Genomic DNA, 21512 nt, shown 5'->3' with positions numbered 1-21512 from the left:
CTGGAATCATGTATAATCTTTTTTTCGGGCCCTGCTGCCATTGAGGTTAGCAGTAAAATAATCAAGTCGGACTTGCGCAGTCCCGAGCAAGGAGAATGAATATGAAACTGATTATTGCAGAGAAGCCTGATCAGGGAATGAAGCTTGCCGCCCCATTTTCATTTAAGAAAAAAGAAGGCTATCTGGAAATCGCTCCGAACCAACTGTTCCCTGATGGTGCTTTCATGACTTGGGCCATTGGCCATTTATGTGAACTGGTTCCTCCCGAGGAATATGATTCTAAATGGAAAAAGTGGTCACTGAGCACTCTGCCGATACTTCCGGAGCAATTTAAGCACCGTGTATCCAAGTCAAAGTGGAAGCAATTCAAAGTCATCAAAGAACTGGTCCACCATAAAGAAGTCAATGAAATCATCATTGCCGGTGATGCAGAAAGAGAAGGGGAAGCCATTATCCGAGTCATTCTGACTCAGTGCGGCAGCAGAAAGCCGATGAAGCGGCTATGGATTTCATCGCTCACCGCCAAATCTGTAACAAATGGCTTTGCCAATCTCCTTGATGAGTCTAAGACAAGAAATATTTATTATGAGGCGCTCAGCAGGGCATGTGCCGACTGGCTTGTCGGCATGAATGCTTCGAGGGCATACACCCTGCTGCTCCAGCAAAAAGGGATCCAGGATGTGTTTTCTACCGGAAGGGTCCAGACCCCGACCCTTGCACTGATTGTAAAAAGAGAAAAAGAAATCGAGAACTTTAAGTCAGAGCCTTTCTGGGAAGTCATGGCTACTTTCAATATGGAAGGAAAGACATATAAAGGGAAATGGCATAAAGATGGGAATTCCCGTCTCGATAATGAAGGGATGGCCAGGAAAATCCAGCAGTTTGCAGAAGGAAAGAACGCCAGGATTGAATCAATCGATAAAGAGAGGAAGGAATTCCTGCCTCCTTATTTATTCAATCTCTCGTCCCTGCAGGCTGAAGCAAACAAACTTTACAAATATTCCCCGCAAAAAACATTGGAAATCGCCCAAAAGCTTTATGTGAAAGGAATTATTTCGTACCCTCGCTCTGACTCAAGCTTTGTCACGAAAGAGGAGGCGGCGGCATTTCCTGAAACACTGGAAAAGCTTTCGAAAATGGATGCTTTTAAAGCTTTTTTCCCGCTTCCTGTTTCATCCATACTGGATAATAAAAGATTTGTGAATGAAAAGAAAGTGACAGACCACTATGCCATCATTCCTACAGAACAGGCAGCCGACCCGGCTAAAATGGGTGCCGATGAAGCAAGGATTTATGAGCTGATTGTAAAAAGGCTGATTGCCGCCCATTATGAAAAAGCCATCTTCGATTATACAACCATCCATACATTGGCGGATGAGAGGGCTGCTTTCCTGTCAAAAGGGAAGGAAATGATTCAGGAAGGCTGGAGGAAGGTCCTGTTCAGCAACAAGAAGAGTGCAGCTAAAGATGAAGATGAGCAGGATCTCCCGTCCCTCGAATCCGGCGAAAGAGGGATTGTACAGGATACAGAGGTTAAAGAGAGCAAGACGCAGCCGCCTAAGCGGTATACCGAGGGGCAGCTTATCACCCTGATGAAAACTGCCGGGAAGCATTTGGAGGATTCTGACCTGGTCAAAGTGATGAACCAGACTGAAGGGCTTGGCACTGAAGCGACGCGTGCCGGGATCATTGGCATTCTTAAGGACCGGATGTATATTGATGTCCGCAAGAACCAGGTGTATGCGACGAACAAGGGAAAGCTTTTGATCGATTCAATCGGCGAAAGTGTGCTTGGATCCCCTGAAATGACCGCCAAATGGGAGCAGCGCCTGAATGAAATCGGTGAGGGGGCAGCATCGCCAAAAGAATTTATGGAGCAGGCGAAGAAGCTGTCAATTAAATTAATCAATGATGCGACAGAACAGAGTTCCCAGTGGAGCTTTGATGGATATGACCTGGAGGAATTCAAGGATAGAAGGCCGGGGAAAAAAGGCAAAAGGGGCGGTGCGGGCACGAAGGTCGGCAAATGTAAGCTGTGCGGCGGCGATGTTGTTGACAAAGGGACTTTTTATGGCTGTGCGAATTATAAAGCCTCTGACTGCCGTTTCACCATATCCAAAAAAGTGCTTGGGAAGACCATAAGCCAGGCAAATGTCCGCAAGCTTTTGAAAGATGGGCAGACAGATCTTATCAAAGGGTTCAAAAAAGGCGAAAAGGAATTTCAGGCCAGGCTAGAATGGGGAGAAGGCAGGCTTAACTTCGTCTTTGAAAACAGCATAAAGCAGCAATAAATGCAGGGGAGGGGCACAAGCTTCTCCCTGGTGTTTCGCTTGCCTGACTTGTTTGTCCTCCCCATCTATAGTAAAATTTTTATTGGACAATTTTTACGGGGCTGCATGGTGGAGCTTTCTGTTTGCAGGAAAGCAATGGGCCGGTGACATTATTTAACAGGAAACAGCAGTAAAGCTGAAACCGGATGTATATTTCTGTCCGGCAAGAAGCTGGTTTTAATACTTAGGAGGTTATCGGATGCCTACTCCAAGCATGGAAGATTATATAGAACAAATATACATACTGATAGAAGATAAAGGTTATGCACGTGTATCCGATATCGCCGAAGCTTTGTCAGTCCATCCTTCTTCAGTTACTAAGATGGTGCAGAAGCTGGATAAAGACGAATATCTTGTTTATGAAAAATACAGAGGGCTGATCCTGACTCCAAAAGGCAAAAAGATCGGCAAAAGGCTTGTATACCGCCATGAACTTCTCGAACAGCTGTTAAGGATCATTGGCGTGAAGGAAGAGAATATTTATGAAGATGTGGAAGGCATAGAGCATCATTTAAGCTGGGATGCGATTGACCGGGTGGGTGACCTAGTCCAGTTCTTTGAAGAAGATCAGGGGAGAGTGGATTCTCTCCGCGAAATCGCCAGGAAAAATGAGCAGACTGAAGGATGAAGACAGAATAAAAAGCGGTAAGGCGTTAAAGGATGCCTTGCCGCTATTTATTATCACATTTTTAAAAGGGATCGAAGGGGTGGTGGTAATAAAGAACTGCCATTTAATTATTTGAGCCCTGTTGATCTTCGTTCCAGGCACGTAGACTCCTGCGGGATTGCAGCGGCAGAGCTGAGACCCCGCAGGAGGTACGACGAGGAGGCTCAGCGCCGCCCCGCGGAAAGCGAAGTGCCTGGAACGCAAATCAACAGACTACATTTGAAAGGCATACTTCATGAAACTTTCTTATTTCTTTTGCCAAAGGCATAGATGAATACGAATATTTCTTAATTTTACCTTAACGGTTATTAAGCCTCGTTTATACCCTTACCCAAAGCTCGGAAAATCCTCTAACAGATTCACCGTGTTAACATTGTTTTCCATCAGGCTGTGTTCCGCCTCTGCAAGCTCGATGAGTCCTTCTTCTGCTTCCATCATTGCTTTTCTGAACGATATGATCCGCCCTCCCGAGGTCTGGAAAGACATAATCTCTCCCAGGTGGTTTCTTTGGACAGCAATTAATTTTTCCGGCTGCATGTAAAGCCCCTCCTTTAATTTCCTTAGTACAAAGGATTACCAGCTGCCCTTATAGAAATACAAGAATGAAACTTTTTTAGAATATATCCGTAATAAAAGTGAGGGATCATCAGGATGGAATTTAATTGGGCCTCTGAAGCAGAAAGGCTTTGGGATGAGAAATCCGGCTCATGGAGCCGGCAGAGCAGGGAAATGTGGGAATCAGGCAGCCGGAAGGAAATTGCAGGCTTCTTCAATCAGCATGTCCCTGCAGGTTCTGCAGTCTGTGACCTTGGATGCGGAGATGGCTTTGGCACACTGAAACTCGCAAATGCCGGCTATAAAGTAACAGGGGCAGATGTTTCAGAGGAAATGATACATAAAGCCATTAAGGTGAATGAAGGAAATGATGCAAGATTTATTAAATCTGATATTGCATCTTTGGATGTTCCTGATCATGCCTTTGATGCAGTGCTTGCGATCAATTCCCTTGAGTGGACTGAGAGCCCACTTGCAGTCCTCAGGGAAATGCAGAGGGTGGTCAGGCCGGGAGGATTTGGATGCGTCGGCATTTTAGGCCCCACTGCGAAGCCGCGGGAAAACAGCTATGAAAGGCTTTACGGCAAGAAAGCTGTCTGCAATACAATGATGCCATGGGAGTTCGAAAGGCTAGCTGCTGAAAACGGATGGAGCAGGACAGCCGGGTTCGGTGTTTATAAAAGGAGTGCAGAACTGATTTCCAAAGGCTCCTTAACAGAAGAATTGCAGCAGGCATTATCGTTTATGTGGGTATTCATGATCAAAAATGATAAATAAGAGGAGGTAGTAGGGATGAGCAGATATTCAATCGAAGAATTCGTCAGCCAGACAAAACAGCAGGATAAAGGAGAAGGCCTGTTTGAGCTTGAAACACCAAGGATGCTTGAGATCAACCTGACAAATCAGATCTGGGCAAAAACCGGTGCCATGGTTTCCTACAGGGGAAACATAAAGTTTGAAAGAGAAGGGATCCTGGAGCACGGTCTCGGGAAAATGTTCAAAAAGGCGCTGACAGGGGAAGGGACGTCACTGATGAAAGCGACAGGGAATGGCAAACTCTATCTGGCAGACCAGGGGAAAAAGATATCAATCCTTAACCTTGGCGGTGAAGCGATTTTTGTGAACGGAAATGACTTGCTGGCATTCGAACCCGGCATCAGCTGGGATATCAAGCTGATGAAAAGGATCGCCGGCATGATGGCAGGCGGGCTCTTCAATGTCCGCCTTGAAGGGCGCGGCATGGTCGCCATCACTTCCCATTATGAGCCGCTGACACTGCTGGTCACACCGGATAATCCAGTGTACACAGATCCAAATGCTACAGTAGCCTGGTCAGGCAGCCTTCAGCCGGAGTTTGTGACTGATATATCCTTTAAGACCTTCCTTGGAAGAGGAAGCGGGGAATCAATCCAAATGAAATTCTCGGGCAACGGTTTTGTTGTAGTGCAGCCGTTTGAGGAAGTCTACTATAGCCAGCAAAGCTGATTGAATGGATGAAATGAAATGGCTGCCTCTAAGAGTGCAGCCATTTTGCCATTCTTTCAGAAGACAGGGCGTTACCATTCATATGGAGTTTCCTGGTATACATAATAGTTCAGCCAGTTTGAAAAAAGCAGATGCGCGTGAGACCTCCATCTGTTCTTTGGAGGCAGCATAGGGTTGTCTTCAGGGAAATAGTGCAATGGCAGGTCTGGCACAAGCCCCCTTGCTTTGTCCCTTTCATACTCATCAGCCAGTGTGAGTGCCTCATATTCCAGATGGCCGGTGACCATAATTCTTCTGCCGTCCTTTGAACTGATGATGAATGCGCCGGCCTCTTCTGATAAAGACAGAAGCTTCAGGGAAGGATGCTCGTTTATTTTTGCAATCGAAACGTCTGTATTCCTTGAATGAGGAGCAAGGAAATGGTCATCAAATCCTCTCAGCAGCTTTATGGAAGGGTCGCAAACGGTATGGGCGTATACCCCGGAGCATTTCCGCGAAAGGATCTCCTTGCCGATCCCATAATAATGATAAAGCGCAGCCTGGGCGCCCCAGCAAATATGCATGCTGGAGGTCACATTCTCTTTCGCCCAATCCATGATCCCAGTCAGTTCTTCCCAATAATCGACTTCCTCGAAATCCAGCATTTCAATCGGAGCCCCGGTTATGATCATCCCATCGAATTTATGATGCCTGATCTCTTGAAAAGTGGTATAAAACTGCTCAAGATGCAGTTCACTTGTATTTTTTGATTCATGTGTCGCTGTTTTAAGGAACGAAATATTTACCTGGAGCGGTGTGTTGCCAAGAAGCCTCAAAAGCTGTGCTTCTGTTTTTTCTTTTTCAGGCATGAGATTCAGGATGATGATATTAAGCGGACGGATGTCCTGCTGCCTTGCCCGGCTGTCATCCATGACAAAGATATTTTCTTTCTCCAGGATCTCACGGGCAGGCAGCAGAGGCGGAATACAAATGGGCACGGGCCTTCCTCCTTGTTTGAATATTCAATTATCTAATTATAAAAGCAAACGGCATGATCAGGCAATGCCGGGCAAAAGATTCATTATTTAAAATTCTATCACTTATTATTGGACGCGGTGGTACAATATAGAAGGAAACTTTGCATATTTCGGGGGGACAAGAATGAACGTGAAACCAAAGGTAAAGTCAGATATCGAAATCGCACAGGAATCAGAACTGAAACCGATCAAAGAAATTGCAGCCGGAATCGGGCTGGAAGAAGATGATTTAGAGCTTTACGGGAAGCACAAGGCCAAGCTCTCATATGAGGCCATGAAAAAGCTGCAGACAAAAGAGTCTGGAAAAGTCATTCTGGTTACAGCCATCAATCCAACTCCTGCAGGAGAAGGGAAGTCTACAGTGACTGTCGGTCTTGGTGATGCCCTGACAAGACTCGGGAAGAAAACCGTGATAGCGATGCGTGAACCTTCACTTGGCCCAACGATGGGAATCAAAGGGGGCGCCACCGGCGGCGGATATGCACAGGTACTGCCTATGGAGGATATCAATGTTCATTTCACGGGGGACCTGCATGCTATTACTTCAGCAAATAATGCGCTCTCTGCCTTGATTGATAACCATCTGCAGCAGGGAAATGAACTGGGTATCGACCAGCGGAGGATTGTCTGGAAGCGGGCAGTCGATCTGAATGACCGGGCCCTGAGAAAGGTGATCGTCGGTCTTGGCGGCCCTATGCAGGGAGTGCCAAGGGAAGATGGGTTTGATATTACGGTCGCCTCGGAAATCATGGCCGTTTTATGTCTGGCATCCGATCTGGCAGATTTGAAGCTGAGGCTTTCCAGGATGGTCATCGCCTATAATGATCAAAAGGAACCTGTAACAGCCGGAGATTTAGGTGCAGAAGGCGCGCTTGCCCTGCTTTTAAAGGATGCGATTAAGCCGAATCTGGTCCAGACGATTGAACATACACCAGCTTTGGTGCATGGAGGGCCATTTGCCAATATCGCCCATGGCTGCAACAGCGCTGCCGCGACAACAGCTGCCTCAAAGCTGGCCGATTATGTGGTTACAGAGGCCGGGTTCGGTGCAGATCTTGGAGCAGAGAAATTCCTTCATATTAAAACAAGAAATGCTGACATCCAGCCTGAAGCAGTGGTGATCGTGGCCACAATCAGGGCGCTTAAGATGCATGGCGGAGTAAAGAAAACAGATCTTGCAGAGGAAAATGCCGCTGCATTGGCAGAAGGATTCGCCAATCTGAAGAAGCACGCTGAAACGATTAAGAGCTTTGGCCTTCCGTTCACTGTTGCCATAAATAAATTTGTAACTGATACAGATCTGGAAGTGAGCACACTGCTTGGACTCTGCGAGAAAGAAGGCTTCCCTGCTGCCCTTACAGAAGTATGGGAAAAAGGCGGGGAAGGCGGACTTGCATTGGCAGAAACTGTCCTGAAGCTTATTGATAAAAAGGAAAGCAGTTTTGCTCCGTTATACAGCCTGTCAGATCCGCTTGAAGAGAAAATCAGGACTATCGTCCAGAAAGTATACGGGGGAGCCGATGTAGAATTTGCGGGCAAAGCTAAAAAGCAGCTTGCTGATTTTGAGACCTTTGGCTGGGGAAGCCTTCCGGTGTGCATGGCCAAAACCCAGTATTCGCTGTCAGATGACCCTGCAAAGCTGGGCAGGCCTGAAGGATTCACTGTGACAGTCCGCGAGCTGAAGCCTTCAATCGGGGCAGGTTTCATCGTAGCCCTTACAGGAGATGTCATGACAATGCCGGGGCTTCCGAAATCGCCTGCTGCTTTGAAAATGGATGTGGATGAGAACGGAAATGCTGTTGGTCTATTTTAAAAGGGGTGTTCAGCTTGTTTGACCCTACTGCGTATGAAAATATGAAGATCGTCATGGAAGGCCTTCTGTATGATAAGGACCTTGCCGGTCAAATCAGCATAATTGACCGCAACGAGCTGATTAATACCGCCAAGCTTTCGAGGACATTTGAAATCACTTTTCAGGACAGGGAATCTGTCAAAGCTTCATGCACCTTCATCATGCAAGCGGCGCTCGAAAATCTGGCGGCTGAGCTGCATCCCGCCCTCCTGTCTGAAAAGCTCTCAGGCTGCATGATCAGCATCCGATTTTCCTTCAGCCAAAAGAATGAGCCGGAACAGACAGCCGGGATCGACAGGCTCATGAAGGCCATTTGGGGAGAAAATAGAAGCATCACCCAAACAGTTTCCTATGATCCATTACGCAAGCCGGACACTGTGCAGAATATAACGGAAATCACTTTTGGCAGACTCATTTATGAAGACCAGATTGATGATCTTGCCCTTCTGTCCGATCATATGGCCGAATGCCTGAGGAAGCTTGAGGATGTGCTTTTTTAACCAAGAGTTTAAACTGGCATTATAGACTGATCGTGATTACGATAATAGCAGGAGGTGCGATGATGTCTATATATCAATTTAATGCAATGAAAGCAGATGGCTCGGATGTCCCGCTGAGGGAGTTTGAGGGGGATGTGCTCCTCATTGTCAATACAGCCAGCAAATGCGGCTTTACACCACAGTTCAAGGAGCTGCAGGAAATCTATGAACAGCTCCACAGGGAAGGTCTTGAAATTCTCGGATTCCCCTGCAATCAATTCATGAATCAGGATCCGGGCAGCAACGAAGAAATCCAGCAGTTCTGCCAGCTGAACTATGGGGTGTCCTTCCCTATGTTCGCGAAGGTGGATGTGAACGGGAAAAATGCCGACCCTATTTTTCAATATTTAACAGAAGAAGCGCCTGGCATGCTTGGCATGAAGGCTGTCAAATGGAATTTCACCAAATTCCTTGTGAACAAAAAAGGAGAAGTCGTCAAGCGGTATTCTCCCAATACAAATCCCAAAGAAATCCTCGGCGATATTAAAGAAGAATTGGCAAGATAATGCATTCGGTCCTAAACTGGATGTAACAAAAGGCTCTGCTTTGGCAGGGCCTTTTTGCCTGCCATTTTTTCTGTTTTAAAAATTTAGAATTGTCTTTACTTTGATTCTTTAACCTAATACGATAAGAATGGGCGTGCCAAAATGTTCCACCAAGGGGGAACAAGGCAAATAACTGCCCTGATCGAAGGAGGAAATAAAGATGGACAAAGCAGGAAAAATACAAATTCAATGCACCGATAAGATGGAAGGCACGTAGTTAAGAATCGAGGAGGAAGAGACATGGAAAAAGTGATGAATAAGATACAGGTGGTCCCCTACCAGCCTGGATTGGCGGATGCAGTTGCAAAAATGTGGAATATGAGCCGCGATAGCTGGGGCGGCGACAACCGGGTGATGACAGGGGAGCAAGTGAAGACGAAAGAGGAAAACTCGGATAATATCGAACTGTATATCGCCCTGGATGGGGAAGAGGTCGTAGGCTATTGCGGACTTTCAGAATATAAGGAAGATGAAGGTGCGCTTTATATTCCTCTCCTGAATGTGCGGCCTGATTATCATGGCAGAAAAATCGGCAAGCTCCTTGTTCTTGAGGCACTTGGAAAGACTGTGGAGCTCGGGTGGCCGCGTCTGGACCTGTATACTTGGCCAGGCAATACGAAGGCTGTGCCATTGTATAAAAAATGCGGATTCTTTTGGGAAGACAGAGACGACTCCACTCACTTGATGAACTTTATTCCCGCTGTTCTGAATACGCCGCTTTTGAAGCCTGTTTTTGAAAAGCTGGACTGGTACAGTTCAAGCTCGAGGAAAATTGAAGTGAAGCCTGATGGGAAAAACGAAAATGGCTTCACTTATTATGATTATGAGTGGGAAGATGAAGGAACTCATGCAAGAGTCCAATTTGAACGTTCAGGAAGGGGCATGCGCCTGATTGAGACAGATGAATTCCTGGCTGAACTTGTTTTAAACAGGCACCAGCTGATTGAGGGGCGGAAAGAGTCCATTTCCTTAAGGATTGTCAATAAATCCGGAAATCCGCTTGCGGTTGAAGCAGCCGGGAAGGACAGCGGGCGCGTGAAATGCAGCTTAACAGCGTCCCTAGTGGTCTCTGGCGAAGAGGTCATCGCAGGAGTGCTGGACATCAGAGAAGGGGAAGCGCCTGACTCCTGGAAGACGCACCCATCTGCAGAAGTGGAATTGTCTATAAATGGAAGGAGCTGTTCACTGAAGCTGGGCCTCCATCCTAAAAAGCCGGCCGATGTTACTGCCTCGCTTCTTGGACATTTAAGCTACCAGGGAAAACAGGCAGAGGTTGCTTTCGAGGTTAAAAATAATCTGCCGGAAGATGTAAACGTGGAAATCCGGATTCCGGAAACAGAGAATCTCATTCCTGAATATAAAGAAATTATTCTTGATTTGAAACCGAAAGAGCGGAAAAGCATCTTCCTTCCAGCTGAGGTAAAGAAGCATGGTTTTTCTGAGCACCTGCTGCAGGTGGCTCTAACTGGTTCTAAAGGCGGCCAGTTCCAGTTTGAAAAGAAAGCCGGCATTGCACTGAAGGGTTTTGGCAGCCAATTTGGCGGCGAGACAGAGGAATACTGGCATATCTTCAATGGCAACAGCCAGGTGAATATCAGAAAGCGTGACTATACTGTGAAAGCCGGCCGAAGCGAGAAAATGGATCAGCCATTTGCGTTCTTCCAGCCGAAACTGGGGAAGCCATATACCTCAGAATTCACCAAAAAGAAGCCTGTATCTGCAGAGTGGTATAAAGATGGGGCAGCTGTAACCCATAAGCTTGCATTTCTTTCGGAGAATTTGCCTGGAATCAAGCTTAGCATCTTTACATCCCTATATGCTGAAGGACTTGTAAAGAGGTGGATGGAATGTGAAAATGGCAGGGAAGAGCCTGTTGAACAGCTGTATATCTCTCAGTCGATGTACCATGAAGGCAGGGAGATGGTGTTTCCGCTGGACGGGGAAGCAGTTGCGTTTTCAGATATGAAGGAGCTTCTGTATGGAGATGTCAACTTCAGCTCTCTGTCAGGGAATTGGTATTTCGCAGGACAAGGAGGGGAACCGGTAGGGCTTGCCTGGCCGGAAAGCGCCAAGGCGGTGCCGGATAATTGGCAGCTTTCAATTGAATTCCAGACCGGTGAGATCCAGGCGAAAGAAAAAGCGGTCCTCGAACCTGTTTATCTATCAATTGGGGCCTTCCAGTCCTGGGAAGAATTCGCAGCATTTGCAACCAGCTCCCCTTTAGCTGATAAAAAAAGTACAGCCCCTGAGAAGGAGATGATCATCACTTCAGTATGCGGCCTTGATGAAAAATATGCGGCAGACCTGACTTTAATCAATCACAGGCTACAGCCGATTGAAGGGAAGCTATCCATTTCGGCTGACGGCAGGGTCAAGGCAGCTGAAGAGATTAGGCTTGAGGGAGGAAAAGATTATAAAACCAGCGTTGCATTGGGGGAAAAAGCAGGAATCAGCATTGTGTCTGCAGTTCTTGAGGAAGGCAGCAGCTGCGAAAAAATCGATAGCATCGTTCTGATGCCTGGAGGAGAAGTGCAAATATCATGGGAAGAGAAAGCCGGATTAAAAGTGGCAAAAGCAGTAAACGGGCCAGTGGAAATCAAATCGGCTCCAGGCTTCTATCCTGGACTGTTCTCCATCTCTGTGAACGGAAGAAAATGGCTGGACCACTCTTTCCCTTCACTGCAGGCAAAAGGCTGGTGGAATCCCTGGGGCGGAGGAATGAAGACAATTCCTTCAAAACTGAATGTTTTCTCTATCCTCAAAGGCCAGACAGAGGCGGGGGCAGCTGCGGTCCGGGATAATTCAGGGGAATTGTGGCAGGGACTCAAGGTTACAACAAGGCTTGGAGAGCATCCTGTATGGCAGGGACTTACATTTGCACAATATTATCTCATGCTCCCAGGTGTACCATTGATCGGGTCATTTCTCAGAATAGAGGAAGCGGGCGGCAAGCTCCTTGCCGGTGAGTACGCTGTCACGGATGCTTTCCTGATGGGCGGAAAGCTTGAAGACCTTTCGATCAGGCCGGACGAAGCAGATGAGAATGGCTTTTATACAGCAGGAAAGGGCGAGAATGTTCTCTTTTTGGGGAATGGCTCATCCGTCTGCAGCACACATGCAGAAGAAAAGCTTTATATGGTAGCAAACAGCATGGCTGACCATAATGAGGCATATATGAACAAAGAGGCATGCCAGCTTATATCAAGGCAGCCATTCAGCTCCGGAGGGCGGGATAGCCAGACGAAACCGGTATTCATGCTGTTTGACAGAAGGGATTTATCCGGGAAGCTGCTGGATAGGCTGCAGAAAATCAGTTTCATCAATGAGGAGACAGAATGAAAATAATAGACGCACATATGCATTTTTCACAAATTAAATCTTTTCATGAAACAGCAAGAGACCTTTCGTTTGTTGATTATTCCTATAAAGGGATTTCTGCTGAGTACCGGGATGCAGGTGTCCTGCTCGGAATCGGCATGGGCCTTGAGGAAACAAACGGGATGGGTTTTCCGGACCATGATGCAAGGACGCCGATGATGCTGGACCTGGCTGAATCCCAGCCGGATATAATAGTGGCCTGCGCCGGCATAAATCCATTCAATATGGATTCTGAGGCGCTTGTAAGGCTGGAAGACGTGATTCAGCGCCCCGGGACTGTCGGATTTAAAATCTACCTGGGCTATTATCCTTTTTACGCTTATGACGAAGTATATGAACCAGTCTATAAACTTGCTGAGAAATACAGTGTGCCGGTTGTCTTTCATACTGGCGACACTTATTCAGAAAGAGGGCTGCTGAAGTACTCCCATCCTCTTGCCATCGATGAAGTGGCTGTCAGGCACCGGAATGTCAATTTCATGATGGCTCATTTCGGCGACCCCTGGACCCTGACGGGGGCTGAAATCATCTATAAGAATCCGAACGTATACGCTGATCTCTCAGGACTGATAGTGGGTACGGAAGAAGAACTGAAGAAAAGGAGCGGAGGGCGGTTCCTTGACCACCTTCGCCACGCGATTGAGTTTGCAGATTCATATGATAAATTGATCTTTGGGACCGACTGGCCCTTGATCCCTATAGCTCCATATATTGAGTTTATCAAGGATCTTATCCCTGAAGAGCATCATGAAAAGGTATTTTACTACAATGCCTTGAAACTATTTCCGAGGATCGCGGCTTTTCTGCCGGAAGAATAACAGTGTGCGGCTATCCTTTTTCCTGGGATAGCCGTTTATAAAAAAATATAGAAATACATAATTACCGCAAGGAGGAAACCTGATGGGAAAAGTGGCATGGGTTACCGACAGCACAGCATGCCTGGATGAGGAATTAGCGGCGCACCCGGATGTCTATGTTGTACCGATGACAATCATCATGGATGGCCAGGAGTATATAGAGGGGAGGACCATGAGCGCTGAAGACCTGTTCAGGCGGCTGAAGACACTTTCTTCGCCTCCAAAGACCTCACAGCCTTCTGTGGGCTCTTTTCAGGCTCTTTTTGAAGAGCTTGAAGAAAGCTATGATTCCATTGTGGCTGTCCTTGTATCTGCGAAGCTCAGCGGGACTGTTTCATCCAGCCAGCAGGCAGCACAGCTGGTGAACATACCTGTCTATACAGTCGATTCGGGTATCTTATCTTATCCTTTGACGAGGCTGATAAAGGAAGGGATGCTTCTGACAGAATCAGGGATCGAGAGCAGCGAAGCAGCCCGCAGGATCGAGGAAATCGGATCCACATCGGAGACGTTAGTCCTTGTCGGGAGCCTCGAACAGCTTCATCGCAGCGGAAGGATGTCCGGGCTGCAATTCTATTTTGGCAGCCTATTGAGCATTAAGCCGATCATTGCCATTAGCGGCGGGGCACTCAGCATAAAAGAAAAGGCAAGGAGCATCAGGAAGGCCAGGGAACGGATGAAGGCCTTGCTCAAGGAAGCGTATGAACAGCATGGTTTCCGGGAGGTTTTCATTCTTTATGGCCTATATGACAGAGAGGCAAAAGAGTGGATGGCAGATCTAAGGGCCAGCTTTCAGGAAATCGAGTTCAGCGCCTTCCCTCTTGGAGCCACCATCGGGGTTCATGCCGGGGAAAATACCATTGGATTCAGCTGGTTCAACGGGCTGAAATAAATCAGTAAGCGGAAAGCCTTGCACAGCAGCAAGGTTTTTTCTTTTGATGTTTTGCTCACATAAAAGGCAGATATAGCTGAGAAGAAACATCCTCCTCCTTTTCATGATAAAATAAGCATCAGCAGGAAAGAGGTGCGTGTTAATGGAAAAAATAATCTCGCAGGCAGAGCGGTATGTCCGCGCTGAGCTTGGCCGGGATGCTTCAGGGCATGACTGGCATCACATAGATAGAGTCAGGAAAAATGCGTTATATATACAGAGGCAGGAGAAACGGGGAGATGCTTTCATTATTGAAATGGCAGCCCTTTTACATGATATACCCGATGCTAAGCTGAATGCCGATGAGGAAAAAGGATGGGACAGGCTCCGCAGCTTTTTTAGGGAGGCAGGGATTGAAACTGGACTGCAAAGGCAGCTGGAAGAGGTTATCGCCTCTGTTTCCTTCAAAGGGGGCTCCGGCATAAAGGCAGAATCTCATGAGGCAAGGATTGTCCAGGATGCAGACAGGCTGGATGCCATTGGTGCAATCGGGATTGCCCGGGCATTTGCCTATGGCGGGATGAAAGGCCATGCCCTTTATGACCCGGCACTTTCAGCCAGGGAAGAAATGACACAGGAGGAATATAGGAATGGGCAAACCTCCTCCATCCATCATTTTTATGAAAAACTGCTGAAGCTCCGCGATCTTCTGAATACGGATACAGCTAAAGAGATGGCAAAACAGCGCCATGAATTTATGCAATTATACTTAAATGAATTTTACAGGGAATGGAATGGTCAGTCATGAAGATGATTTCAATTGAAAACTTATCAAAATCTTATGGGGAAAAGCAGCTCTTCCGGGATGTTTCTTTCACGATAGCTGAAAATGAAAGAGTAGGACTGATCGGCGTCAACGGAACTGGAAAGTCTTCTTTGCTGAAGATCGTGGCTGGAGTGGATGTACCGGATTCAGGGGAGATTGTATGCCCGAAAGATTATAAAGTGTCTTACTCAGAACAGAAGCCTGAGCTGGATCCCCGACTGACAGTGCTTGAGCAGGTATTTGAAGGGGATGCGCCGATATTCCGCCTTTTGAGGGAATATGAACAGGTTATGGCGGGACTCGGAGCTTCGCCTGAGGATACCGGTCTCCAGGATAAGCTTTTTGCTCTTCAGAAAAGGATGGATGAGCTGGATGGCTGGGAAGCGGATGCCAGCGCGAAGGCAATCTTAAGCAGGCTCGGCATCGAGGAATACAGCAGGAAAATCGGGGAGCTTTCCGGAGGGCAGAAGAAGAGGGTTGCCCTTGCACAGGTGCTGATCCAGTCTCCGGATCTTCTAATTCTTGATGAGCCGACCAACCATCTTGATTATGAAACCGTCAAGTGGCTGGAAGAATATCTTAGCCGATTCAATGGCGCGCTCCTGCTGGTCACGCATGACCGTTATTTTCTCGACCGGGTCACAAACAGAATGTTTGAACTGGATGGAGGAAGTCTTTACAGCTATAAGGGCAATTATGCCGCTTTCCTTGAAGCGAAGGCCGTCAGGGAGGAAAACGAGGCTGCTACGATAGAAAAGCAGAAAAATCTATTCCGCAGGGAACTTGAATGGATCAGAAGAGGTGCAAAAGCCAGGACCACCAAGCAAAAAGCAAGGATTCAGCGCTTTGATCAGCTGGAGGACACCCTGTCTGCTGTCAAAGCATCAGAAAAGCTCGATATGGCTTTATCCGGAAGCAGGCTCGGAAAGCAGGTCTTTGAGCTGAAGGATGCTTTCAAAGCGCTTGGCGGCACGGTTGTGCTTGATGATTTCAGCTTACTGGTCAAGCCGGGCGACAGAATCGGGATTATCGGCAGAAACGGGACAGGAAAGTCCACGCTCCTAAATATACTAGCCGGCAAAATCCCCCTGGATTCAGGGGATCGGATCATCGGCCAGACAGTAAAAGTTGCCTATTATACGCAGGAAAGCGAGGACATGGACGAAAATAAGAGAATGATCGAGTATTTGAAGGAGACAGCCGAGGTCGTGCATACCTCTGATGGCAAAACGATTTCGGCAGCGCAGATGCTAGAGCGGTTCCTTTTCCCGTCAAGCACCCATGGAACACCGATCAGGAAGCTTTCCGGCGGGGAAAAGAGAAGGCTTTATCTTTTGAAAATCCTTTTGTCGGAGCCGAATGTCCTTTTGCTGGATGAGCCGACAAATGATCTGGATACACAGACACTGACCGTGCTTGAAGACTATCTCGACGATTTTGCAGGGGTGGTCATAACTGTTTCTCATGACCGCTATTTTCTTGATAAAGTGGCAGAGCAGCTGCTCATCCTTGAAGGAGGAGGCAGAGTCGGCTCTTACTATGGAAACTATACAGAGTATATTGAGAGCCAGCCGCAGCAGGCAAAGCCAAAGAGCGTGAAGCAGGAACCTAAACCAAAGCAGGAGGCAAAGCCGAAGAAAAAGCGCATGTCCTACAATGAGCAAAGAGAGTGGGACAGCATCGACGGAAAGATTGCCGCGGCAGAAAAGCGCCTTGAGGAAATTGCCGGTGAGATGGCAGAAACGGGCAGCGATTTTATGAAGGCAAATGAACTTCTCGAGGAAGAAGCAAGTTTAAATGAGCAGCTTGAAGAGCTTATTGAAAGATGGAGCTATCTGGCCGAGCTCGCAGAGGGCTGAGAGCAAGCAGAGGGCCGGCAATGGGCTGGTCCCATATGTTAAGATGAAACAAATTCTATCGAATCATGAGGAGGAACCATCATTGAAAATAAAATCAATTGAGCCTACACCAAGCCCGAATACGATGAAAATCATCCTTGACGAAGAATTGCCTATGGGCAAAAGCAATAATTATAAAAAGGACAAGACAGATGGAGCGCCAAAGGTTGTTTTGGATATCCTTCAGATAGAAGGAATCAAAGGGGTATATCATGTAGCAGATTTCCTCGCGGTTGAACGAAATGCAAAATTTGACTGGAAAGAGCTTCTCCCTCAAGTCCGTAAGGCATTCGGAGAGGAAGCAGAAGAATCAGGCGGCGAGGCAGCCTTGAATGAGCATTATGGCGAGGTAAAAGTCCAGGTGCAGATGTACAAAGATATCCCGATGCAGATCAAACTGACTGATGGAACTGAAGAGAAGCGCTTTGGACTGCCGGAAGCTTACGTGCAGGCAGTGCGTGAAGTTCAGCAGCCTGATGATAATGTTGTTATGAGCAGAAAGTGGAAGGAATTTGGTGTCAGGTACGGGGATATGGACCAGGTCGGGCAGGATATTCTTGAAGAATTGCTGGCAGCCTATCCTGAAAGCAGGCTGAAGAGCCTTATCGAGCAAGGCAAGCATGGCGCAGCTGCAGACAGCAGGCCTGCTAGGACAAAAAGGAAGCTGTCGCCTGAGGATCTTGACAGCAGTGATTGGCGGATACGCTATCAGCTGATGGAACAGATGGAAGATCCGGGGGTGGAGGATTATCCTGTCCTCGAAAGGGCGCTTGAAGACGAAAAGGCTTCAATCCGCAGGCTGGCAGCCGTTTATCTCGGGATGATCGAAGACAAAAGTGTTCTTCCATATCTATATAAAGCTTTGAAGGATAAAAGTGTAACTGTAAGGAGAACGGCGGGTGACTGCTTATCAGATCTTGGTTTTCCTGAAGCAGAGGAAGCAATGATGGATGCCCTCCAGGATCCGAGCAAGCTTGTCCGCTGGCGTGCAGCCATGTTCCTGTATGAAGAAGGTACTGAAAAGTCGCTCCCGGCATTAAAGGATGCTGAAGAGGATCCTGAATTTGAAGTCAGCATGCAGATCAAGATGGCCATTGAGCGGATTGAACAGGGTGAAGAGGCCAAGGGTTCTGTGTGGAAGCAAATGACCGAAGCCAGGAACCAAAACAGCTGATCTTTAAACATACTTTAATAGATAAGATGAAGGGTCCTGGACAAAACGTTCAGGATCCTTCTTCCTTATTTCCTGAGTTGTACTGTGTTGCTTTAGTGCTAATCTGCTTTTTAGCAATAAAAAATCATTAAATTTTGTGAAAATTATTGCAATTGCTGAAAAAGTCCTCTATATTGAAAAGAAAATCTTTCAGGAGGGCTCATAATTGGGAAGAGATCTTAGAATAAAAAGCCATGTAATCAGCGAGGATGAAAGGCGCGCACCAAACCGGGCGATGCTGCGGGCAGTAGGGTTCACGGATGAAGATTTCAAAAAGCCGATGATCGGCATTGCAAGCACATGGAGCGAAGTGACTCCGTGCAATATACATATCAATGAACTTGCATTCAAGGCGAAGGACGGTGCCAGGGAAGCCGGGGGAGCTCCGCTTGTATTCAATACGATTACTGTTTCTGACGGAATCTCCATGGGAACAGAGGGGATGAGGTATTCCCTTCCGAGCCGCGACCTGATTGCTGATTCCATTGAAACGGTCGTTGGGGGTGAAAGCCTGGACGGCTTTGTTGCCATTGGAGGCTGCGATAAAAATATGCCCGGCTGCCTGATGGCCATCGCAAGGATGAACCTGCCTGCTGTTTTTGTGTATGGGGGCACAATCAAGCCTGGCAAGCTGCAGGGACAGGATATCGATATTGTGTCAGTATTTGAAGGGGTAGGACAGTTCAATGGTGGGGCCATTGATAAAGCTGGACTCAATGAGATCGAATGCCATGCATGTCCGGGGGCCGGCTCCTGCGGCGGAATGTACACAGCCAATACGATGGCAAGCGCTATCGAGGCGCTGGGAATGAGCCTTCCGGGCAGTTCCTCCAATCCGGCAGAAACAGATGAAAAGCGGCAGGATTGCCATGAAGCAGGAAAGGCAGTCTACCGCCTTTTGGAGCAGGATATCAGGCCAAGGGATATTCTTACGAAGGAAGCGTTTGAGAATGCAATTACTGTCGTGATGGCTTTGGGCGGTTCGACAAATGCCATCCTCCATTTGATGGCCATCGCCCATTCTGCTGAAGTGGATCTGTCACTTGAGGACTTCAACCGCCTTCAGAAAACGGTCCCCCATATAGCCGATTTAAAGCCGAGCGGAAAATATGTCATGCAGAATCTCCATGAAGCAGGAGGAGTCAGTGCAGTTATGAAAATGCTGCTGAGGGAAGGGCTGCTTCACGGCGATTGTCTGACTGTGACGGGCAAGACGCTCGCTGAAAATCTGGAAGAAGCAGAAGATCTGAAAGCTGGCCAAAAGGTCATTTACCCGCTTAATGCCCCTCTTCGGGAAAACGGGCCGCTTGTAGTCCTGAAAGGCAATCTTGCCCCGGAAGGCGCCGTAGCGAAGGTATCCGGCCTGAAGGTCACCAGGCACACCGGGCCTGCCAAGGTGTTTGATGATGAGGAGTCTGCTACAGATGCTGTCCTGAAGGGTGACATTCAGGCTGGTGATGTACTGGTTATCAGGTACGAAGGGCCAAAAGGCGGGCCTGGCATGCCGGAAATGCTTTCTATTTCGGGCATCCTCGTAGGAAAAGGTCTTGGCGAAAGTGTGGCCCTGCTGACAGACGGGCGTTTCTCGGGAGGTACCCATGGCCTTGTGGTAGGACATATCGCTCCGGAAGCACAGGTCGGCGGACCGATTGCCCTAATACAGACAGGTGACAGGATTACTATTGACAGCACCGAACAGACACTTGAAGTGGATGTCTCTCCTGCTGAACTGGAAGAGAGGAAGAAATCCTGGGATCCGCCGCCGCTTTTAACCCGCGGAGCCCTGGCTAAGTATACAAGGCTCGTTTCCTCCGCTTCAAGGGGGGCTGTCACTGACCATTTTGAGGAAGAGCCTGCTGCCAGGCCGCTTAAAGTGTAGAGTGCCCTCCAATTGCAATCAGAGCTGATGTTATAGTATGCTATCATTGCAAACGTTTAAAGGAGGCAATCAAACATGTCTATGGCATATGAAGAATATATGAGGCAGATGGTAAAGCCGATGCGTGCAGAGCTTACACGCGCAGGCTTCAATGAGCTAACAACAGAAGATGAGGTTGAACAGTTTATGGAAAGTACAGAAGGGACAACGCTCGTGGTTGTTAACTCTGTCTGCGGATGTGCGGCCGGACTGGCGCGTCCTGCTGCGACCCAGGCTGTTATGCATGCTGAAAAGAAGCCTGATCACCTTGTCACTGTATTTGCCGGGCAGGATAAAGAAGCGACAGCAAAGATGCGTGAATATTTCGATGGGATTGAGCCTTCTTCACCAAGCATGGCTTTAATGAAGGGAAAGGAAGTTGTACACTTTATCCCGCGCCATGATATTGAAGGCTTCCCGATGGAGACCATCATGGAAAATCTTCTGGCTGCATTTGAGGAAAACTGCTGAACAACACAGAAAGGATGCCGTAAAAGGCATCCTTTCGCATTTTTTGCCTTTTCTCAAAAGAGAAATATCTTGGTGACAAAAAGAGATTATTACTATTCAGTCAGGAAGGTAGAAAAGATGTTTGTAACTACAGCGGGCAGGACAAGCCCTGGCATGATCCAGGCGGCAAAAGAAGCGGCAGCTGAACTTGGCGTCGCCTTTCATCCCCGAAAGAGCCATTCTGTCTCTTCACTGCAGGAGCAGTGGAAGGATGATTGCATCGTATATGGCAAAAACAGGCTCGAATTATTTTCATATGGAAAAAGCTCACCGTACTTCTTTCATCCGAATTCCGCAGCATTCAGGATAAAAAGGCTGATGAGAGGCGAGTCTGACCCTTTTTTGGAAGCAGCGAAAATCGAGCCCGGGGACACAGTGGCGGACTGCACGCTCGGCCTTGCTTCAGACAGCATCATCGCAAGCTATGCAGCCGGTCCTTCCGGTAAAGTGACCGGTGTGGAAGGTAATCCCTTCCTTGCTTATCTCGCAGAGAAGGGGCTTAAAACCTGGAAATCCGGAGTTCCGCAAATGGATGAGGCGATGGAGAGGGTCGAGGTCATCAGTGCTCTCTCCCTTGACTACTTGAAGGGCAGGCAGGACCAGTCCGCAGATATTGTATACTTTGACCCCATGTTCGAGGAAAAACTGTTGGACTCCGACGGAATCAAGGAACTGGCTAAGTTTGCTGTGTATGGGCTGTCCGGGGAGCTGATAGAAGAAGCCAAAAGGGTTTCGCGGAAGAGGGTCGTCCTGAAAGACCATTTCCGGAGCGAAAGATTCAGCACCTTCGGCTTTGAGGTTTACCGGCGGAAATCTTCCCGCTTTCACTTTGGAGTTCTGGAAAGAAAAAAATAAGCAAGCAAAATAAAAACCAAGGCGCAGGGATTCCCCTGCGCCTTGGTTTTTATTTTGCTTGCATTTTAATCCGTAATCGACAGGAATACAAAATATCCCAGCATCAGCAGGCTTACAGCAACAAAAACAATTTCCCACTCCATTATTATCCTCCTCGGACTATGTATTCATTTACCATTAGTCTTATATTATCCCCA

At 47.7% G+C, this 21512-nt stretch carries 18 protein-coding genes; 16 read left to right on the top strand and 2 right to left on the bottom strand.

Features of this window, described 5'->3' with window-relative positions; translation table 11 throughout:
- The first annotated feature begins 101 nt into the window (after positions 1–101).
- Positions 102–2291 carry a DNA topoisomerase III gene (locus N288_RS15330; RefSeq protein WP_022544106.1) on the top strand — a complete coding sequence of 730 codons (2190 nt, stop codon included), beginning with the start codon at positions 102–104 and terminating at the stop codon, positions 2289–2291.
- A 238-nt stretch (positions 2292–2529) separates the two neighbouring features.
- Positions 2530–2958 carry a transcriptional regulator MntR gene (mntR, locus tag N288_RS15325; protein ID WP_009791612.1) on the top strand — a complete coding sequence of 143 codons (429 nt, stop codon included), beginning with the start codon at positions 2530–2532 and terminating at the stop codon, positions 2956–2958.
- A 366-nt stretch (positions 2959–3324) separates the two neighbouring features.
- Here the strand turns inward: mntR and N288_RS15320 are convergent, their stop codons facing one another.
- Positions 3325–3534: a manganese transport transcriptional regulator gene (locus N288_RS15320; protein WP_009791610.1), complete on the bottom strand. Its 210-nt coding sequence runs from the start codon at positions 3532–3534 to the stop codon at positions 3325–3327.
- A gap of 114 nt (positions 3535–3648) precedes the next feature.
- Between N288_RS15320 and N288_RS15315 the strand changes: the two genes are divergently transcribed.
- Both N288_RS15315 and N288_RS15310 read left to right on the top strand, forming a co-directional pair.
- Positions 3649–4329, top strand: coding sequence for a class I SAM-dependent methyltransferase (locus N288_RS15315; RefSeq protein ID WP_009791609.1), 681 nt, complete (start codon positions 3649–3651; stop codon positions 4327–4329).
- 15 nt (positions 4330–4344) lie between these two features.
- Positions 4345–5037, top strand: a complete 693-nt coding sequence (locus N288_RS15310) for an AIM24 family protein (RefSeq protein WP_009791608.1) — start codon at positions 4345–4347, stop codon at positions 5035–5037.
- A 71-nt stretch (positions 5038–5108) separates the two neighbouring features.
- Here N288_RS15310 and metA read toward each other — a convergent pair whose 3' ends face one another.
- Positions 5109–6014 carry a homoserine O-acetyltransferase MetA gene (metA, locus tag N288_RS15305; protein WP_009791607.1) on the bottom strand — a complete coding sequence of 302 codons (906 nt, stop codon included), beginning with the start codon at positions 6012–6014 and terminating at the stop codon, positions 5109–5111.
- Between the two features lie 163 nt (positions 6015–6177).
- On the opposite strand from metA, the gene N288_RS15300 reads away from it, so the two are divergent.
- The 12 genes from N288_RS15300 to N288_RS15245 all read left to right on the top strand — a co-directional run bounded on the left by N288_RS15300 (position 6178) and on the right by N288_RS15245 (position 21315).
- Positions 6178–7866, top strand: a complete 1689-nt coding sequence (locus N288_RS15300; RefSeq protein WP_009791606.1) for a formate--tetrahydrofolate ligase — start codon at positions 6178–6180, stop codon at positions 7864–7866.
- 14 nt (positions 7867–7880) lie between these two features.
- Entirely contained in the window at positions 7881–8405 is a 525-nt protein-coding gene (locus N288_RS15295) for a hypothetical protein (protein ID WP_022544105.1), read from the top strand.
- Positions 8406–8467: 62 nt separating this feature from the next.
- Entirely contained in the window at positions 8468–8950 is a 483-nt protein-coding gene (locus N288_RS15290) for a glutathione peroxidase (RefSeq protein WP_022544104.1), read from the top strand.
- 279 nt (positions 8951–9229) lie between these two features.
- Complete coding sequence (locus N288_RS15285) at positions 9230–12328, top strand: GNAT family N-acetyltransferase (RefSeq protein WP_009795667.1); 3099 nt, start codon at positions 9230–9232, stop codon at positions 12326–12328.
- A complete protein-coding gene (locus tag N288_RS15280) occupies positions 12325–13185 on the top strand; it encodes an amidohydrolase family protein (RefSeq protein WP_009795668.1) in 861 nt (286 codons plus the stop codon). The genes N288_RS15285 and N288_RS15280 overlap by 4 nt, the downstream gene beginning before the upstream one ends.
- An 82-nt stretch (positions 13186–13267) precedes the next feature.
- Entirely contained in the window at positions 13268–14116 is an 849-nt protein-coding gene (locus N288_RS15275) for a DegV family protein (RefSeq protein ID WP_009795669.1), read from the top strand.
- Between the two features lie 142 nt (positions 14117–14258).
- On the top strand, positions 14259–14903 hold the full coding sequence (locus N288_RS15270) for an HD domain-containing protein (protein ID WP_009795670.1): 645 nt from the start codon (positions 14259–14261) through the stop codon (positions 14901–14903).
- Entirely contained in the window at positions 14900–16780 is a 1881-nt protein-coding gene (locus tag N288_RS15265; RefSeq protein ID WP_009795671.1) for an ABC-F family ATP-binding cassette domain-containing protein, read from the top strand. The genes N288_RS15270 and N288_RS15265 overlap by 4 nt, the downstream gene beginning before the upstream one ends.
- 82 nt (positions 16781–16862) lie before the next feature.
- Positions 16863–17993: a conserved virulence factor C family protein gene (locus N288_RS15260; protein WP_022544103.1), complete on the top strand. Its 1131-nt coding sequence runs from the start codon at positions 16863–16865 to the stop codon at positions 17991–17993.
- A 205-nt stretch (positions 17994–18198) separates the two neighbouring features.
- A complete protein-coding gene (gene ilvD, locus N288_RS15255; RefSeq protein ID WP_009795674.1) occupies positions 18199–19911 on the top strand; it encodes a dihydroxy-acid dehydratase in 1713 nt (570 codons plus the stop codon).
- A 75-nt stretch (positions 19912–19986) separates the two neighbouring features.
- Complete coding sequence (locus N288_RS15250; RefSeq protein WP_022544102.1) at positions 19987–20421, top strand: BrxA/BrxB family bacilliredoxin; 435 nt, start codon at positions 19987–19989, stop codon at positions 20419–20421.
- Between the two features lie 117 nt (positions 20422–20538).
- Positions 20539–21315: a class I SAM-dependent methyltransferase gene (locus N288_RS15245; protein WP_035403329.1), complete on the top strand. Its 777-nt coding sequence runs from the start codon at positions 20539–20541 to the stop codon at positions 21313–21315.
- Positions 21316–21512 lie beyond the last annotated feature (197 nt).

Source organism: Bacillus infantis NRRL B-14911, from assembly GCF_000473245.1.
GTDB lineage: Bacteria > Bacillota > Bacilli > Bacillales > Cytobacillaceae > Bacillus_AB > Bacillus_AB infantis.
The sequence above is the reverse complement of the archived record's forward strand: the minus strand, read 5'-3'. Positions and strand labels throughout refer to the sequence as shown.

Coding starts and splice junctions, on each gene's coding strand:
- N288_RS15250 (WP_022544102.1), top strand. CDS start 19,987: ATGTCTATGGCATATGAAGAATATATGAGGCAGATGGTAAAGCCGATG.
- N288_RS15300 (WP_009791606.1), top strand. CDS start 6,178: ATGAACGTGAAACCAAAGGTAAAGTCAGATATCGAAATCGCACAGGAA.
- N288_RS15275 (WP_009795669.1), top strand. CDS start 13,268: ATGGGAAAAGTGGCATGGGTTACCGACAGCACAGCATGCCTGGATGAG.
- N288_RS15330 (WP_022544106.1), top strand. CDS start 102: ATGAAACTGATTATTGCAGAGAAGCCTGATCAGGGAATGAAGCTTGCC.
- mntR (WP_009791612.1), top strand. CDS start 2,530: ATGCCTACTCCAAGCATGGAAGATTATATAGAACAAATATACATACTG.
- N288_RS15285 (WP_009795667.1), top strand. CDS start 9,230: ATGGAAAAAGTGATGAATAAGATACAGGTGGTCCCCTACCAGCCTGGA.
- N288_RS15280 (WP_009795668.1), top strand. CDS start 12,325: ATGAAAATAATAGACGCACATATGCATTTTTCACAAATTAAATCTTTT.
- N288_RS15320 (WP_009791610.1), bottom strand. CDS start 3,534: ATGCAGCCGGAAAAATTAATTGCTGTCCAAAGAAACCACCTGGGAGAG.
- N288_RS15245 (WP_035403329.1), top strand. CDS start 20,539: ATGTTTGTAACTACAGCGGGCAGGACAAGCCCTGGCATGATCCAGGCG.
- N288_RS15265 (WP_009795671.1), top strand. CDS start 14,900: ATGAAGATGATTTCAATTGAAAACTTATCAAAATCTTATGGGGAAAAG.
- N288_RS15315 (WP_009791609.1), top strand. CDS start 3,649: ATGGAATTTAATTGGGCCTCTGAAGCAGAAAGGCTTTGGGATGAGAAA.
- N288_RS15310 (WP_009791608.1), top strand. CDS start 4,345: ATGAGCAGATATTCAATCGAAGAATTCGTCAGCCAGACAAAACAGCAG.
- N288_RS15290 (WP_022544104.1), top strand. CDS start 8,468: ATGTCTATATATCAATTTAATGCAATGAAAGCAGATGGCTCGGATGTC.
- N288_RS15270 (WP_009795670.1), top strand. CDS start 14,259: ATGGAAAAAATAATCTCGCAGGCAGAGCGGTATGTCCGCGCTGAGCTT.